General features: G+C 69.7%; 12 protein-coding genes and 1 pseudogene. 8 read left to right on the top strand and 5 right to left on the bottom strand.

The features are described 5' to 3' along the window. Window positions 1-784 precede the first annotated feature (784 nt). Both IG90_RS46495 and IG90_RS0137500 read left to right on the top strand, forming a co-directional pair. A complete protein-coding gene (locus IG90_RS46495; RefSeq protein ID WP_245170755.1) occupies window positions 785-946 on the top strand; it encodes a hypothetical protein in 162 nt (53 codons plus the stop codon). Between the two features lie 54 nt (window positions 947-1000). Next, the gene (locus IG90_RS0137500) at window positions 1001-3679 is read left to right on the top strand and encodes a DEAD/DEAH box helicase (RefSeq protein ID WP_030595291.1); all 2679 of its coding nucleotides are present in this window, start codon (window positions 1001-1003) and stop codon (window positions 3677-3679) included. Between the two features lie 262 nt (window positions 3680-3941). On the opposite strand, the gene IG90_RS0137495 is transcribed toward IG90_RS0137500, so the two are convergent. The 5 genes from IG90_RS0137495 to IG90_RS0137475 all read right to left on the bottom strand — a co-directional run bounded on the left by IG90_RS0137495 (window position 3942) and on the right by IG90_RS0137475 (window position 10055). Further along, on the bottom strand, window positions 3942-4160 hold the full coding sequence (locus IG90_RS0137495) for a hypothetical protein (protein WP_030595289.1): 219 nt from the start codon (window positions 4158-4160) through the stop codon (window positions 3942-3944). A gap of 458 nt (window positions 4161-4618) precedes the next feature. After that, window positions 4619-5005, bottom strand: coding sequence for a DUF6009 family protein (locus IG90_RS0137490; RefSeq protein ID WP_030595287.1), 387 nt, complete (start codon window positions 5003-5005; stop codon window positions 4619-4621). Window positions 5006-5243: 238 nt separating this feature from the next. Then, window positions 5244-6788: a DNA primase family protein gene (locus tag IG90_RS0137485; RefSeq protein ID WP_030595285.1), complete on the bottom strand. Its 1545-nt coding sequence runs from the start codon at window positions 6786-6788 to the stop codon at window positions 5244-5246. Next, window positions 6785-7798, bottom strand: a complete 1014-nt coding sequence (locus IG90_RS0137480; protein WP_030595283.1) for a bifunctional DNA primase/polymerase — start codon at window positions 7796-7798, stop codon at window positions 6785-6787. Before IG90_RS0137480 ends, IG90_RS0137485 begins: the two co-directional genes overlap by 4 nt. Before the next feature lie 937 nt (window positions 7799-8735). Further along, on the bottom strand, window positions 8736-10055 hold the full coding sequence (locus IG90_RS0137475) for a hypothetical protein (RefSeq protein WP_030595280.1): 1320 nt from the start codon (window positions 10053-10055) through the stop codon (window positions 8736-8738). Window positions 10056-10067: 12 nt separating this feature from the next. Here IG90_RS0137475 and IG90_RS44095 point away from each other — a divergent pair. From IG90_RS44095 to tpg, 6 genes and pseudogenes are all read left to right on the top strand, one after another. Next, window positions 10068-10224, top strand: a pseudogene (locus tag IG90_RS44095) (IS110 family transposase); the annotation flags it as partial. Window positions 10225-10281: 57 nt separating this feature from the next. Beyond that, window positions 10282-11205 carry an aminoglycoside phosphotransferase family protein gene (locus IG90_RS0137470; RefSeq protein WP_030595279.1) on the top strand — a complete coding sequence of 308 codons (924 nt, stop codon included), beginning with the start codon at window positions 10282-10284 and terminating at the stop codon, window positions 11203-11205. Window positions 11206-11420: 215 nt separating this feature from the next. Beyond that, complete coding sequence (locus tag IG90_RS0137465; protein WP_030595277.1) at window positions 11421-11678, top strand: hypothetical protein; 258 nt, start codon at window positions 11421-11423, stop codon at window positions 11676-11678. 41 nt (window positions 11679-11719) lie between these two features. Next, on the top strand, window positions 11720-12061 hold the full coding sequence (locus IG90_RS0137460; protein WP_209443589.1) for a PIN domain-containing protein: 342 nt from the start codon (window positions 11720-11722) through the stop codon (window positions 12059-12061). A 550-nt stretch (window positions 12062-12611) separates the two neighbouring features. Beyond that, on the top strand, window positions 12612-14876 hold the full coding sequence (gene tap, locus IG90_RS0137455; protein WP_030595274.1) for a telomere-associated protein Tap: 2265 nt from the start codon (window positions 12612-12614) through the stop codon (window positions 14874-14876). A 12-nt stretch (window positions 14877-14888) separates the two neighbouring features. After that, window positions 14889-15353, top strand: a complete 465-nt coding sequence (gene tpg / locus IG90_RS0137450) for a telomere-protecting terminal protein Tpg (RefSeq protein WP_030595273.1) — start codon at window positions 14889-14891, stop codon at window positions 15351-15353. Window positions 15354-15646: the final 293 nt, after the last annotated feature.

Genomic DNA, 15646 nt, shown 5'->3' with positions numbered 1-15646 from the left:
CGCGATGGGCAAGCGAACACCCCGGCTGCGCCGGGGTGTTGCGCTCCGCTCCGCGTTCGCGCTAGCCCGGGGCTGCGCCCCGGGCTCACCACCCGGACTGTGTCCGGGTGGTGACGGCCTGTCCGCTGCGCTCCCGGGCCGGGCCTTGCTGCGCAAGGCTTGACCGGTTCTCCGCTTCGCTCCGTACCGGGTTGGGTCGGTCCGCTGCGCTCCCCAACCCAACGGCCCTTCCGGCTGCGCCTCCAGAACCTTGTGGCCCGCTGGCGCGGGCCAGGCTGGCTACGGGGAGGGGCCGCTCGTTCGTGTCGGTTTCAGCGTGGTGGCTGCATCGGTTTGATGCAGCATGTAGCTTTGGTGGAAGTAGATGACAGTCTGAGGGTTCTTCGGGTGGATGGTTCCGGTTCTTCGAGGGGGCGGGTTGACTGTGTGGAGTGCTGAGGGTGTGGCGGAGGGGCTCGGTTCGCCGTGTGAGTGGTGGCCTCGATTTCACAGCGGTTTCGGAGGCGGCGGTCCGGGAGCGGGAGGCCGGGGAAGAGGTCTGGTGCGGTGAGCAGGTTCATTCCGAGTTCCCCGCAGGATCTGGAGCGGCTGGCGGCGGTGTGGGCCGCGAAGCAGGTGGAGTGGCGGCGGGTTGCGGCTCTGATGGAGCAGGGGGGGCTGGGACGTGTACGCCCCAGAGCGAGATGCCCAGGGGTCGGATTGGGCGCTTGCGGAGCGGCGTCAGCAGTTCCTGGACGCGCACGCCGATCGTGCGACGCGGTGGCGGGATGAGCGGGATGCACTGGTGGCGGAGCTGTATCTGTCTGCGGCTGCTGGCCGGCTGGTCCGGGGCGTGGTCGAGCGGGCGGGCCTGGAGCCGGTCCAGGTCCTGGCGCAGCTCGCGGAGCGGGTGGTCGTGGGTGAGGACGGCGCTGTTTCCGTTCTGCCGTTCCTGCCTTCTCAGTGAATTCTGAGGGGCGCTGAAGAATTGCCGGGAATTGTTGGTTGAGAGGGTTGGGAAATGTCTTTGGTTTCGTTGAGGAAACATCAGGTGGATCAGCGGTCGGCTTTTCGTAGGTGGGTGGGATTTCCTGCACGATGGCCCGTGCCCGCTCAGGGTGCCCGGGGCACGATCGTGTCAGCGACCGGATCGGGTAAGACGATCATGGCTGCCGCGTGCGCGCTGGAGAGTTTCGCGGACGGCCGGATCCTCGTCACGGTGCCGACCCTGGATCTGCTCGCGCAGACCGCACAGGCGTGGCGGGCGGTGGGCCACCGGGCCCCGATGGTCGCGGTGTGCTCGCTGGAGAACGACGCGGTCCTCAACTCGCTGGGGGTGCGCACTACCACGAACCCGATCCAGCTCGCCCTGTGGGCCGGGGCCGGGCCGGTCGTCGTGTTCGCCACGTACGCCTCTCTCGTGGACCGCGAGGACATCACCGCCCCGATGGGCCAGCAAAAGGTTCGCGGGCCGCTGGAGGCCGCCCTGGCGGGCGGGGAGCGGCTGTACGGGCAGCGGATGGACCCGTTCGACCTCGCGATCGTAGATGAGGCGCACGGCACCGCTGGTGATCTTGGTCGGCCGTGGGCGGCGATCCACGACAACCAGCGGATCCCGGCGGACTTCCGGCTCTACCTCACCGCGACCCCGCGCATCCTCGCCGCGGCCCGCCCGCAGAAGGGCGCGGACGGCCAGGAGGCCGAGCTCGCGACCATGGCCGACGATCCGGAGGGCACGTACGGCGCGTGGCTCGCGGAGCTCGGTCTGAGCGAGGCGATCGAGCGGGAGATCCTCGCCGGGTTCGAGATCGACGTGCTGGAGATCCGCGACCCCTCGCCGGTTCTCGGGGAGTCGGAGGAGGCCCGGCGCGGCCGGCGCCTGGCCCTGTTGCAGACCGCGCTCCTGGAGCACGCTGCGGCGTACAACCTGCGTACGGTCATGACGTTCCACCAGAAGGTCGAGGAAGCCCGCGCGTTCGCGGACAAGCTCCCGGAGACCGCCGCTGAGTTGTACGTCAACGATGCCTCGAACGAGGACCTGGCGGCCGCGGGCCGGCTGCCGAAGTCGTCGATCGGCGCGGAGTTCTACGACCTGGAGGCCGGCCGCCATGTACCCCCGGACCGGGTCTGGTCGGCGTGGCTGTGCGGCGACCATCTCGTCAGGGAGCGGCGTGAGGTTCTGCGCCAGTTCGCAGGCGGCATCGACGCCGCCGGACACCGGGTGCACCGCGCGTTCCTCGCCAGCGTTCGCGTCCTCGGGGAGGGCGTGGACATCACCGGCGAGCGGGGGGTGGAGGCGGTGTGCTTCGCGGACACCCGCGGCTCGCAGGTGGAAATCGTGCAGAACATCGGCCGGGCGCTGAGGCTCAACAAGGACGGCTCCACGAAGGTCGCGCGGATCATCGTGCCGGTGTTCCTGGAGCCCGGCGAGGACCCCACCGACATGGTCGCCAGCGCCGGCTTCCGCCCCCTCGTAGCCGTATTGCAGGGCCTGCGGTCGCATGATGAACGTCTGGTCGAGCAGCTCGCTTCCCGTGCGCTCACGAGCGGCAAGCGCAAGGTCCACGTCCGGCGCGACGAGGACGGGCGGATCATCGAGGCCGGCGGCGCGGGCGGCGGTGAGGACCAGAAGCAGGATGACACGCAAGCCGCCGCCGAAGCGGCCCTGCTCCACTTCTCCACCCCTCGCGACGCCACGACCATCGCCGCCTTCCTGCGCACCCGGGTCTACCGGCCGGAGTCCCTGGTGTGGCTGGAGGGCTACCAGGCCCTCATCCGCTGGCGGAAGGAGAACGGCATCACCGGCGTCTACGCCGTGCCCTATGACGTAGAGGTCGAGGTCGGGGCGACGAAGGCGTTCCCCCTCGGGCGGTGGGTGCACCAGCAGCGCAAAGCGTTGCGGGCCGGGGAGCTGGAGGAGCGGCGCCGGACACTGCTGGACGCGCCGGAAGCGGGGATGGTGTGGGAGCCGGGCGAGGAGGCCTGGGAAGTCAAGCTCGCCGCGCTGCGCTCGTACTGGCGGGCAACGGGGCACCTCGCGCCCCGGCAGGACGCCATGTGGGGCGAGAGCGAGGCCGAGGGCCTGGTGCCGGTCGGGCAGCACCTGGCCAACCTCCGCCGGAAGGGCGGCCTGGGCAAGGACCCGGAGCGGGCGGCACAGCGCGCGAAGCAGCTGACGGCGATCGACCCGGACTGGGACTGCCCGTGGCCGCTGAACTGGCAGCGGCACTACCGGGTGCTCGCCGACCTCGTCGACGCCGACGGCCACCTGCCCGAGATCCAGCCCGGCGTACGGATGGACGGCGACGACATCGGACGGTGGCTGAAGCAGCAGAAGCAGCCGGCCGCGTGGGCGCAGCTGTCGGCCGAGCAGCAGGAACGGCTGTCCCAGCTGGGTTTGCAGCCCGCTGAGGCCCCGTCTCGCGCCTCGACAGCCGCTCGTACGATGAAGGGCCCGAGCAAGGCGCAGGCGGCGTTCCAGCGGGGTCTGGCGGCCCTCACGCAGTGGGTGGAGCGGGAAGGCGTGGACCGGCCGGTACCGAGGGGGCACGGTGAGCCGATCGCCGTCGACGGCGAGACGGAGCCGGTGATCGTGAAACTGGGCGTATGGATCTCCAACACCAAGACCCGGCGCGACAAACTCACCCAGGAGCAGCTGGACGCACTACGGAAGCTGGGCATGGACTGGGCGGGGGTGTAGAGGCCACTCGGTCGGGCTACTGCGTCGGTGCAGGGCCCTTGGGCGCGCAAGCGCGCGCGAGTTTCCGGCCAGGGGTGTCGCGCTGTCGTGGCCGGAGCAGCCGACGCCTCCGCAAAGAGGCCGTGAGTTGCGCTCCGGTCTGCCGTTGATCAGTGCCACTCGCCCGTACGCCTCGTAGTGCTCGCGGCTGTCCTCGCTCTGCACCAGATCGTTGGCGGGCTCCTGCTTGGTGCAGCGTTACGAGATCCGCGCGCGAAACGCGTCACCTCCTGAGGATCATGGCCATGATCTCCGCCTTGGAGTGGTCGCGCATCAGAGCGTTCCTCCGCTGGAGGAGCTCGTTGGCGAGCTCGACTTCGGCCGCGGGAATCGGCGTGATCGCCCTGCGGATGTTCTCGGGGTCCTCGTCCGTGGGAAAGAGCATGACGCAGTGATCGTTCGGCACGGCGACGGCGATCAGGCCCAGATTCTCGGCCTGCACCCTGGCGGTTTCACGTACCCAATCGAGGGCTTCGTGGTAGCTGAGGTCTGTGCCCTGCTCGCGTGCGGTGCGCTGGAGCTCGCGGAGGCAGGCTGCTGCTCGGTAGAGCGCTTGGTCATGGACGGGTCCTCTCGGCACCGGGTCCTCGCCCCCACACGGCAACCCGGGTCGATGGCTCGTCAAGGTGCTTGTCAAACAGTCCGTTGATCCCGCAAGACCTTCCACCAGTGGTCCGGGCAGTGTGGGTGTCCGGGTGCGGTGTGGGCGTCGGCGAAGCCCAGGGCATCAGCCCCGCGGGCAGGATACCGGTTCGGCCGCCGGCGGCGGAGGGTGAAGACCCGGCGCTCGCACGATCAGCTTCGCCTTGCCGGAGTCCGTGCATCCTGGAAGCACCAGGACGTGAAACGCCCGCAGTAACGGTGAAGCACTCCGTGGTGTGCCCCCTGCCCGGCGTTGTTCTAGGAGCTGGTGGCCGCTATGGGAGAGAGGCTGCCTTGTTGTGAGCGGGGGGTCTTCTCGCCGGCGTGGTTGGGTTGGATGGTGCGGGGGTCGACGGCTTCGCCGGGGGCGCCCTGGCGGTAGACGCCGTCGGGGTCGGAGTCGCGGTCGTGGGGCAGGAGGAAGAAGACCCTGCGTCGGTAGAGGCCGCTGTCGGGGTCGGCTTCCGCGTCGGCGCTGAGCTCGATGTAGCCGATCATCCGGCCGTCGCGGGCGTAGCGGGGTTTGTTCTTGCGGCGTGGGGTCTTGTCCAGGGCCTGGCGGACGTAGTCGAGGTGATCGGGGTCTTCGAGCCACACCACGTTCGCTTCGTGGGTGAGGTCGCTGTCGGTCAGTAGCGAGCTCATGGCCGCGGCCTCTCCTTCGTCGGCGTGCACCGGGTGGGGTGGTGCCTGCGTGGTGTATCTGTTCCCTGCGGCGGTGCGGGCCAGTCGTGCTCGTGGCCTCGGGGGCTCCGGCTCCGGGGGGCGCTCCGGGGTTCGGATCCGGGCTGGAGGTGGTGGAGCGTCCGCTCATCGTAGAACGGGTGGGGGCCTGGCAGCAGCAGGCCCGGTGCCCCCGAGGGCCGGTCCGTGTGGTGGCTGTTCATTCTTCGACTGCCAGGGCGAGGTTGGGGTAGAACTTGCGGCCGTTGGACTTGATCATGTCGGCCGGTGAGGCGAGTCCGACTTCCTGGCGGACGCGGGTAGCGAAAGCGCGGGCGGAGCCGGGGCGGATGCCTTCGCTGTTCGCGCACCAGGTGCTGTACGAGGTGTAGAGCAGGCCCTGCTCTACGCGGAGTTCGTTGTTCTCCGGGTCGTGGATACAGCATTCGGTCAGGAAACGGCCGATGTGGTCCTCGGTGTTCGCGTACGCGGTGGTCGCGATGCGGACGCGGTCCGGGCCGGCGAGGGTATCGCGGGTGGCGAGGTAGCGCCGTGCGCCCTCGGTGAGCCAGTGGAGGATGCCGGGACCTTCGTCCTCGACGAGTTCAACGGCGAGGTTGTCGATCTTCCGCTCGTCCGGGACGATCCGCTCGAAAGGCAGCAAACGAATCCGACGCCAGAACGCGAAGCCGCCGGTGGAGACCTCGGGGCGGTGGTTGCCCAGGAGCCACAGCTTGTGGGTGGGAGTGAAGGAGAAGTAGTCCTGCCGCATCCGGCGGGCCTTGATCTTGTCCCCTCCGGTGAGAAGCCGGACGCGGGCTTCGTCGAAGCGGTCGTTCGGCTTGAGCTCACTGCAGACGATCAGGCGTCGCCCGTGGAGCTCGGTGAGCTCGGTGGAGTGTTCGGAGAAGGCGCCGCGGTCCATGAGGAAACCGGGCGGGGCTGCGTCGGCGTAGTCGCCGAGGATCTGGATCATCACGTCGAGGAGGACGGACTTGCCATTCTTGCCCTGCCCGTGGAGAAAGGGCAGCACCTGGGCACCGACATCGCCGGTGATGGAGTAGCCGAGCAGAAGGTGCAGGAAGTCGATCATCTCCCGGCCTTCGGCATCCTCGCCGAAGGTGTCGCCCAGGAAGCGGTGCCAGCGGGGGGTTTGCATGTTCTGGGGGGCGACGCTGGTGGCCCGGGAGTGGAAATCCCGGGTGGGATCCGGCTTCCGGATACGGCCGTTGCGGAGGTCGACGACGCCGTCCGGGGTGCATAGGGCATAGGGATCCCCGTCGAGCGTGTCGGGATCCAGGGAAAGGTCGGGGGACGCCTTGGCCTGGGTGAGGAGTGCCTTCATGCCGGTGGTCGACATGGTGCGCTTCTTGTGGTGGTGGAGTTCCCGGTCGCTGAACAGCCCTCGGGGGTCGGTGTCGGGGATCTCCTCGGCCATCTCTCCCGCCGCCCACAGGGCGGCCTTCTCGCCCCCGGTGCGCTTCCACCGGTAGCCGTCCCAGGAGTACCAGCCCAGGCCCTCGACGTGACGGAACCGGTCCCGGTAGAGGCGAACGAACAGCTTTGCGTTGCCTCGGTCCGTGAGAGTGCCCGGAATCTCGCCGGGCGGGGGCCAGGCGGCCGGAGCAAGGACAGTCTCAGCAGCTGTCTGGGCGGGGAAGGAGGGTGCCGGGGCAGGGAGGGGCTCAGCGACGGCTTCGAGGGCGAGCATCTGCTGAGCGGCGGCAGTTGCGTCAAAGCGCGGGCCTTCGGCGCTGCTGCTCATGAGCGTCCTTTGAGGTGGAGCGGTCGGGCGGCCCCTGCTGCGAGACCGTCGTGAATGATCTTCTCGTTGTGGGCGGGCTGCCGGGGGCGGGCTGCGTGCGCGGTGGCGGTCAGCAGATCGCGTATGACGGATTCGTCCAGGTGTCCCGCAGCGGCAAGTCCACCGGCCGTGAAAGCAGCTCGGTTGAGCTTCTCGGTGAAGGCTGCGCCTTCCGAGAAGCTTCCGCACCGGGCGACTTCGTCGAGAAGGGGGTCGAGAACTCTGTGTGCTTTCTGTGGGCTTTGAGGACCGCGGGCGCGCGGCACGGCAGCTGGCGTCGGCCGGGGCGAGAGAACGTGTCCCGTTCGGGCGAGTTCGTTCGCGAGCCAGGCGGGGAGCGGCGCGGGAAGCCGGACGGTCCCCAGGGGTTCGTAGGTTCCCTGTCTGGTGCGGGTGGTCGGAGCGACGATGTAGCCGCCTTCGGCGCGTACATCGACCTGCCAGGCGAGCGCGACCTTGGGGCTGGAGCCGGCGGAGGACCGGTACCGGATCTTCGGAGTGGGGAGCCGGTACCAGACGTGGAGCCCGCCGGACGGGGTTCGCACCCGCAGGGTGGTGGTGTCCTGTGCGGGGTCGACTTGTTGCCGGTATGCGGCCAGGAGCGCCATGGTGTCGAAGCCGGACGCGAGACCGTTGAGGTCGACCGAGTCGTGGATCGGGATTCCTGGGAGGAGACGGTTCCGGTCGGGGGCGGGTGTGCTGTGGGCGTCGATGTCGATCACGATGAGGTTGGCGGGTCCACAGGCGACGCCTACGCCGGAGTTAGGGCTAGCGGTCCACCAATTGTTGATGTTCCGCGGGTCGGTGGTGCCGGCGTGGAAGCCGTGGCACGGGCGTCCGGCACCGGGGCAGGGACATGTGCGGGGGTCGTGGTGCTGCGTCTTGCAGTCAGGGCAGTTCCCCGGAGGGGTCTTCCTTCCCGGGGCCAGGGGGTGCACTGGCCAGCCGTTTCCGGCGCACCATCGGGCCAGCTCAAGCGGGGGCACGACTCGGCCGGGAAGGCCGGAGGGAGGCGTCTCGCCGCGGCGCTGCACGTAGTTGTCCTCGTTCATCAGGTTGCAGGCTTTCGGTCCCTGTGGCCCTCAACTGGGAAACGGCTGGTCAGCCGTCCCTCGCGCCCACAGTAGGGACTGAAGGGACTGTCTTTCGGAATGAGTGTAGGGCTCAGCCCTCCGTACTGGCGGGTCGACTCCCCCGCGCGCCGTGATCTGATTCCTCAGTCCCTTCAGTCCCTTTACAGATCCCCCGCCGCGGGGCTGGGGTGTCGCGTTTCAGCCCGTCCCGAAGTGTTGCGGTTCGGCCTGAAGGGGCTCTATGCAAGGCGTCACGGTTTGGTCCCTGCCTTCAGTCCCTCACGATTTCTGCAGGTCAGAGCATGTTCGCCCCCTCCGTCAGGGACTGAAGGGACTGAACTTCCTAATTATCAGCCAGCACAGTAATGAGTAAGACAAGATGTACGCGCCCGCATACACGCGCACACGTACTCACGTGATAACCCCCAACTTGAGTCCCTTCAGTCCCTGATCGAGGGGCAACAACGCAGCTGACCTGCTGTTTTAGGCAGGGACTGAACGCAGGGACTGAACGCAGGGGCTGGCTCTGCTGCGGCGCCCAGCCCCGACACAGGCAAAGTGGGTGTGGACAGAGGCCCCCGTGCCCCGCGAGGCGTCGCCTACAACGACCGTGCCGCACGCGCGTGTCCCTGGAACGTCAGACCCGGCGCGAACGCGATGGTGGATCTCCTTCTCCCCGGGCGGGGCCGTGATGTGTGCACGGGGAGGAGCACTGGCCTACGTCCAGTTGCGGGCGATCGTGGATCGTCCGCGAGGACCTGCAGGTCCGGGAGCTCCGGCATTGGACCGCGGACCTGCGCCGCCCCGCCCACGAGACCAACCGGTCCATGGATCGTCAGACAGGGGTCACGGTGGCCGCGCTGTCCGGCCAGAGCCAGTTCACGGGCGCGTACTGCTTCTTCAGCGCGGTGCGCTCGCGCCTGTAACCCTTCAGCGCGGCCTCCACCGCCACCGCCAGTGCGTCCAGGTCCTGCGGCACCGGCACCCTCAGCAGCAGGTGCTGCTTGCGGTGTGCGAGGAGCAGCTCCCCTGCGGGTGTGCACTCCAGCAGGGCGAAGTGGACGAGGGGCTTGAAGGGTTTCTCCGCAGTGGGCATCCGCGCGCGCAGGGCCCCGTCGGCGCTCCATGCGTACAGGCCGTAGCGGTTGAGATGGAAGGCACGGGCGCGGTACGGGTCGGCGACGACGGTGAAGTCGAAGCCGGTGAACGGGCTGTCCGCGCGCAGGTGCAAGCCTCCCAGTCGGCCCTGCAACATCCCGCGGTCGTCGACGAGGGCGAAGCTGAACTCCTGCCCCAGGTTGGTCGAACGGTAGGTCTTCCCGAAGACCGGGACGACGAACAGGTCGTCGCCGAGCGCTGCCGGGCGGGTCATCGTGGAGTCGAGGTAGCCGTAGAGGCTGCCGCTGGTCCCGGTGAGCTCAGACAGGGCCTCGGTCAGCGAAGGCGATGGCCGGTTGCCGCGCCCAACCGGCTCGTCGCCGTATCGCACGTGAGCGTACGAGTCGGCGTCGCTCTGGCAGTCGGTGCGCGCGTCCAGGGTCGCGATGGCGCGCAGCACAGGTTTGCGTCCCGGGCCGAGTTTTGTGCCGGGTTCGGAGACGGCGACGATGTTGGGGTGGGCGCCGGCCCAGTTGCTGAGTCCGTACTCGGAGGTCATGCACAGCAGCCGACCCGCAGGGGTGACGGCGATCGACGCGGCGAACGGGTCATCCCCGGGATCCTGCTCACTCTGCCAGCCCCAGGACATCGGCCAGGAGGCGAGGACCTCGTCCAGGTTAGGGGAGAGGAGGTGGGTGCTGCCAGGTTTGGAGCTGACGGCGACCGCGCCGTCAGGGAGGACGGCCAGGGTAGTCGTGTCTCGCTCCGGTATGGCCGAAGGGCCCCCGCCCGGCACCGCCTGGCCGAACACGGCGGTGGCGGTGGGCTTTCCGTCGGAGTCGTGGCGGGTGATCAGCTGGTAGCCGAAATCCTGCTCGGCGGGGTCGGCCGAGCAGGCCGCACGCGCGCGGTAGCGGCGCAGGCCGGTCAGCATGTAGGTGTCGCCGGCCGCCGTCGCCACCGCGTGATCGACCCTGAATCCCCACCCGCCGGCTTCGGGGTCGAGATGGTGGACGTTCAGCAGGGACGCGGGCACGGTGATCGGCAGCACTGTCATACCGGCATCCTCGCCTCCCGCACCTACATACGATAAATACCGAGCCTGCGGCAGAACCCACACCCAAGCCCTCCTCCGCCTCGCCCGCCAACGCATCAGCGTCCTGTTCGCCATGCTCCGCGACGGAACCTTCTACGAGACCCGCATCCCCGAAGCAGCCGCCGCATGACCCTCGGCCTTACCTGTGGTCGTGGTGGGAAGCCCCCTCCCCCGAAGGACAGCCCCCATGAGTTCGCCGCAGGGCATCGAAGTCCCTGACGCCCTGGTCGCGTCGTACACGAGGAACGGTGGTGAAGAGGAACAGACCTGGATCGCCCGGCTGCCCGCGCTGGTGGCGGAGTTGCTCGACCGATGGGAACTGAAGCGCGACGGAGGCATCAGGTCCGGCGAGGCCTCACTGGTGGTGCCTGTGCGCCGCACGGACGACACCCGCGCCGCGCTCAAACTCCAGATGCCCCGCGTGGAGACGACCGCCGCACTGATCGGGCTGCGGGCGTGGAACGGCGACGGCATCGTGCGGCTGCTCGACCACGACCCGGAGAGCAGCGCCGTGCTGCTGGAACGCCTGGACGGCTCACGCACCCTGGCTTCCGTCAAGGACGACGACGTGGCCATGAGCGCCTTGGCCGGACTTATGGCCCGGCTGCACTCCGTCCCGGCGCCCGAGGGCCTGCGCGGCCTCGGTGACGTCGCGCGCGACATGCTGGCGTCCCTGCCTGCGGCGGTCGCCGCCCTGCCGGACCCCGAGGACCAGCGGCTGCTGCACGGCTGGGCGTCGGCGGTCACCGAGCTGGTCGGCGAGCCCGGCGACCGGATGCTGCACTGGGACCTGCACTACGACAACGTGCTCGCGGCCGAGCGCGAGCCGTGGCTGGCCATCGACCCCGAACCCCTCGTCGGCGACCCGGGCTTCGACCTGTGGCCGGCGCTGGACACCGGCTGGGAGAAGCTCCACGCCACCGGGGACGCTCCCCGGGTGGTGCAGCGCCGCTTCGACCTGCTGACCGAGGCGCTCGGACTGGACCGCCAGCGCGCGGCCGGCTGGACCCTGGCCCGGCTGCTGCAGAACACGCTGTGGGACATCGAGGACGGGCGGACCACCGTCGACCCATCCCAGACCGCCGTCGCCGAGGCGCTGCCCCGCCACTGAACACTTCACCACCAAGTGCGACAGGCCCCCAAACCGCTCCAAAACCAACATGGGTGCCTTGATGAAAGGCATAGAGGCCCCCGCCTCGGATCGGCTGTCACGCCGACAGCGATATCGGCGTACCGCACCAGCCCCGGTAGGTGGCCAGCGCCCCACTCGACGTGAGAGGGTACGGGTACGCACCCGTACCCCTTCTCGGTCCCGGAGACCCGACGATGTCCGATGCCAACGTCCGTATCCCCGAGGAAGCCAAGGACCGGCTCGCCGCCATAGCGGCAGCGGAAGGGCTGTCGCTGCGCGGCTACCTGGCCCGCCTCGCGCAGACCCTGCTGACACCCGCCGAGCGGGCCGAGCGGGCCGAGAAGGCGCGCGCCGCCCTGGAGGAGTGGAACGGCTACGCCCCCACCCCCGGGGAGCAGGACGACCTGGACCACGAGCTGGACCGGCGCCTGGCTCTGGCGGCTGGCCGGTGAATCCGACCGACACCCTGCACATCGTCCTGGACGACACGGCGATGACAGCGGCCGGGCAGGGCAACGTCCTGGCTTCCCGTCTCATCCACCGGGCCCACGCGGAACCTGGATGGTTCTTATACGTTCCGGCGTGCGCGCTCGTCGAAGCCGACCGGACCCGCCCCGGCACGGCCGAACACCTGGCTTCCCTTCCCGGCGTCACCGTCCTGGAGCTCGACCTGCCCGCGGCCCTGGCCATCGCTCAGCAGCAGACCTGGGCCACAGCACACAGCCAGTACGCGGCGCAGCCCACCGCCGACCGCCCCGACGGCGCGGTCATCGCCACCACGGCCCCGCACCGATGGGCGGGACAGCCCGTTCGGGTCCTGGACCTCACCCCGTGAGCACAGCGGTGACGACCGCGGCCCCTTGCCGGATCAGGCAAGGGGCCGCGGTGTGTCAGGGCATCGCGCGCTGTGCGCGTGCAGAGGCCGCCCTGCGGACAGCCCGGCGGCCCGTATCGCCGACCACATCCACGCCCTGGCCGGCCGCCCCTGAGCAGGACCCGGCGGGGCCGAAGGTTCGTGGGCCCAGCCCCGCCGGACTCCGCGAGCACCCGAGATGACGGAGCAGCACATGCAGACCAATCGCCACTCCCGGCCCACGGACGGCCCTCCGAAGAAGCCGCCCGTACGCAGTCGGCTCGTCCGCCGCCGCGCTCTGCCTCCGGCGACCAGCGGCACCGCCTACGCCACCGGAGCTGGGAGACCTGGCGGATCGCTCCTCGCGCGACGGCGGCACCGGCACGCATCGTCGGACTTGGCTTCTGGCTGATCCGCTGCAACGGCTGGGACCGCCTCTCGCTGCGCCGAGCAAACATCGTACGGAATTCGTACGCGAGAAGTACGCAAATTGTACGTTTGGTGGTGTAGGGTGTTGGTCAGGAGGTGTTTCATGTCCGAGTTGTTCGATGCGGTCGACGCCCTGCTCGCGTCCCGCGCCACGCTGCCGCCCCCGGCGGAACGCAAGAGGCTGCGGGCCGCGCACGGCTTGACGATCGACGAAGTCGCCACCGCGCTGAGGGTGCGCAGGGCCACGGTGTCCGGTTGGGAGTCCGGGAAGACCGAGCCCCGCCCGCCGGAGCGTGACGCCTACGCCCGGCTGCTGGACAAGCTCGCGGAGCTCTACCCCGCCGCGTCGGCCCCGTCCGGTGCGACCGCGCCCGCACCGGACGCCCCGGTGCCCGCCACGTTGACCGGCGCCCCCGCCCCGGCGGAAGCGCGGCCGCTGTCCACAGGCAAGGCGTCCGAGGCTGCGGACATGACTGCAACCGAGAACACCCAGACCCCTGACCCTGCTTCCGTCGCCCCTGCTCCGGCGGCTGTGCCGGGTCCGGCGCGCACCACCGGGCCGACGTCGCCGACGACGTCGCGCCGCCCCGGTGCGCGGAAGGCGGCCCCGGCCGGAACTCCGGCCGGCACCACCGATCCGCGGTTCGAGAACGGACCGCTGGCCGTCGTCGACGTCGAGGGCGGGAAGGCGGTGGCGTACTGCGTCGGCGGCCTGGTCCTGGACGTACCCGCCAAGTCCCTCCCCTCCCTGGTGGACTGGACTCTGAGGGAGGCGAAGCTCGGGCAGCCGAAGCTGTCCGGCCCGGGAAGGCCGGCCGACCCGCTGCTCGTGCTCACCGAGGCCGCGTGCGAGCGCTACGGCCTGCCCACCGGGCTCACGGAGGAGGAGAAGGACGCCGGGCGGATCCCGGAGGGCCACAAGGTCATCAAGCAACTGACCCGCGCCGACTGGAAGCTGACCAAGAGGGGCTTCGGGCCGTGGGCGAGGATCTACCGCCCCGCCAAGGGCTCGGACCGCCAGTGCGTGCAGCTGTGCATCCCGTCGTGGAAGGCGCTGGACCCCCGGTTCTGGGGCTCCGCCGCGCAGCTGCCGCCGGCGGAGCTCGCGCGCGTCCTGGGCGTGTACGCGACCCGGGTGATGACGCCGCGCGGCTCCACCTCCGTGACCAGCCTGGAGCTGATGACCGCGCTGCACCCGCCGACCCGCGCCGTGCGGGACGAGGAGACCGGCGTCCTGCGGCAGGCCGAGACCAAGACGCCCGGGTCGCTGGGCACGGACCCGGTGGACTGCGCCCCGTGCGAGGCCCCCGACGGGCACCCGGTCCTCAAGGACCTGCCCCGGTTCCACGTGCGCGGACCGGCGGAGAAGCTGTTCGAGGAGGCGTACGACTGGGCGCGGCCGATGACCGACGAGGAGTGCACCCTGCGCCACCTGGTCGGCCTGGACGTGAACATGGCCTTCGCCGCCGGAGCGAACGGCCTGATCGTCGGCCTAGGTGAGCCGACCCGGGTCACGAACCCGGTGTTCGACCCGAAGCTGCCCGGCTCGTGGCTGGTCGACCTCTCCCATGTCGACCTGTTCCGCGTGAAGGCCGGAAAGGAGTGGGTGGAGCTGGACGGCAGCCTGCTGCCTTCCCCGTTCACGCCGAAGGGCGACCGCCCCACGGGCCCGGCCTGGTACGCGACACCGACCGTGGCGTACGCCCAGGAGCTCGGCTACGACGTCGCGCCGACCGAGGCCTATGTCCGGTACGACAACGGCCGCTACCTGGACAGCTGGTACCAGCGGCTGCGCGACGCCTACCTCGCCACGATGGCCGACCTCGGGGTCGCCGCCGACCTGTCGCCGGAAGACTTCCTCACGGCGATGGACGGCTACAAGGAACGCGACCCGGAGCTGAGCATCGTCATCACGGCGATCAAGGCGACGGTCAAGGGCGGCCTGGGCAAGCTGCGTGAACGCCCGCGCGGGGAGGGCTGGCGGCCGGGCGAGCGATGGCGGGCCCTGGAGCGGCCGACGTGGCGGCCCGACATCCGGGCGGCGGTCATCGCCCGCACCCGGATCAACCTGCACCGCAAGATCATCAAGCACGCGGCGTTCACCGGGCAGTACCCCATCGCGATCCTGTCCGACTGCGTCGTCTACGCCGCCAACGGACCGAGCCCGCTGGACTTCCTGCCCTACCGGGACGGCAAGCCGCTGCCCGGAGGCTTCAAGCTCGGCGTCAACCCCGGCCTGGTCAAGCACGAGGGCACCCAGTCCGTCCTGTGGGGCGAGGAAGTCCGCGAGCGGTTCGACGCCCCCGAGCTCAACCTCGCCCGGTCCATCAAGGACGGCACCATCACCGATGTCGACAACGGAGAGTAGGAGAAGGCCACGATGAGCCTGATCGGGGACGGCCTGGACGCCGCGGTACAGAAGGCGTTCACCCGCCCTGCGCCGAAGAACGCGGGCCCGCAGATGCGGTACCTGGTCAAGCAGCTCGGCGGCACCAAGGCGGTCGCGCAGATGCTGCGGGTCTCCCAGCGCACCGTGGAGCGGTACGTGAAGGACCAGATCAAAAAGCCCCGCCCTGACCTGGCCGCTCGCATGGAGCGCGAGGTGAAGGCCCGGTGGCAGCCGCAGATCCGTGCCAAGGCCAAGCAGAAGGCCGCGGCCACGGGCGGCATCATCATCGACACCCGCGCGCGCCTCGGCTACACCGCCCCGATCGGCTCCACCGACCAGGACCGCATCCGGCACCTGACCGTCGCCCTACTCTACTTCCAGGACGGCGGCCGCCGCGCCGGCTCCCTGGACGAGGTCCGCTTCACCGACATCGAACACCTCGAGTTCGACCTGTAGCAGCCGCGCCCCGAACAGCCGGCAAGCCCCAACGTGTGGTCGTCGGCCGGACGGGCCTGTCGCGTCGTCAGGTGGCGAGGTGGTGTTGGGGGCCTTTCCGTGGAGTGTCGCGGATCACTTCCTTCAGGGGAAGGGTGGCCCAGATCGCGCGGGTGCCGTCGTCAGCCACGTGTGTGCCGAGTGTTTGGGTGCAACTAGTGTCCTGAGTCGTTAATTCGTGTGCAGTATGCGGCGAGGGTGTCGAGGATGTCGTCGGCGGTCTTTGTCCAGATGAACGGCTTGGGGTTCTTGTT

The sequence above is a fragment of the Streptomyces anulatus genome, from assembly GCF_000721175.1.
Classification (GTDB): Bacteria; Actinomycetota; Actinomycetes; order Streptomycetales; family Streptomycetaceae; genus Streptomyces; species Streptomyces anulatus_C.
Note: the sequence above shows the minus strand (reverse complement) of the source record. Positions and strands in the feature narration are given on the sequence as shown.

Excerpts from the sequence above, each read along its gene's own strand:
- IG90_RS0137500 (WP_030595291.1), top strand. The coding sequence starts at position 1,001 with ATGTCTTTGGTTTCGTTGAGGAAACATCAGGTGGATCAGCGGTCGGCT.
- IG90_RS0137490 (WP_030595287.1), bottom strand. The coding sequence starts at position 5,005 with ATGAGCTCGCTACTGACCGACAGCGACCTCACCCACGAAGCGAACGTG.
- IG90_RS0137485 (WP_030595285.1), bottom strand. The coding sequence starts at position 6,788 with ATGAGCAGCAGCGCCGAAGGCCCGCGCTTTGACGCAACTGCCGCCGCT.
- IG90_RS0137475 (WP_030595280.1), bottom strand. The coding sequence starts at position 10,055 with ATGACAGTGCTGCCGATCACCGTGCCCGCGTCCCTGCTGAACGTCCAC.
- IG90_RS0137470 (WP_030595279.1), top strand. The coding sequence starts at position 10,282 with ATGAGTTCGCCGCAGGGCATCGAAGTCCCTGACGCCCTGGTCGCGTCG.
- IG90_RS0137465 (WP_030595277.1), top strand. The coding sequence starts at position 11,421 with ATGTCCGATGCCAACGTCCGTATCCCCGAGGAAGCCAAGGACCGGCTC.
- IG90_RS0137460 (WP_209443589.1), top strand. The coding sequence starts at position 11,720 with ATGACAGCGGCCGGGCAGGGCAACGTCCTGGCTTCCCGTCTCATCCAC.
- tap (WP_030595274.1), top strand. The coding sequence starts at position 12,612 with ATGTCCGAGTTGTTCGATGCGGTCGACGCCCTGCTCGCGTCCCGCGCC.
- tpg (WP_030595273.1), top strand. The coding sequence starts at position 14,889 with ATGAGCCTGATCGGGGACGGCCTGGACGCCGCGGTACAGAAGGCGTTC.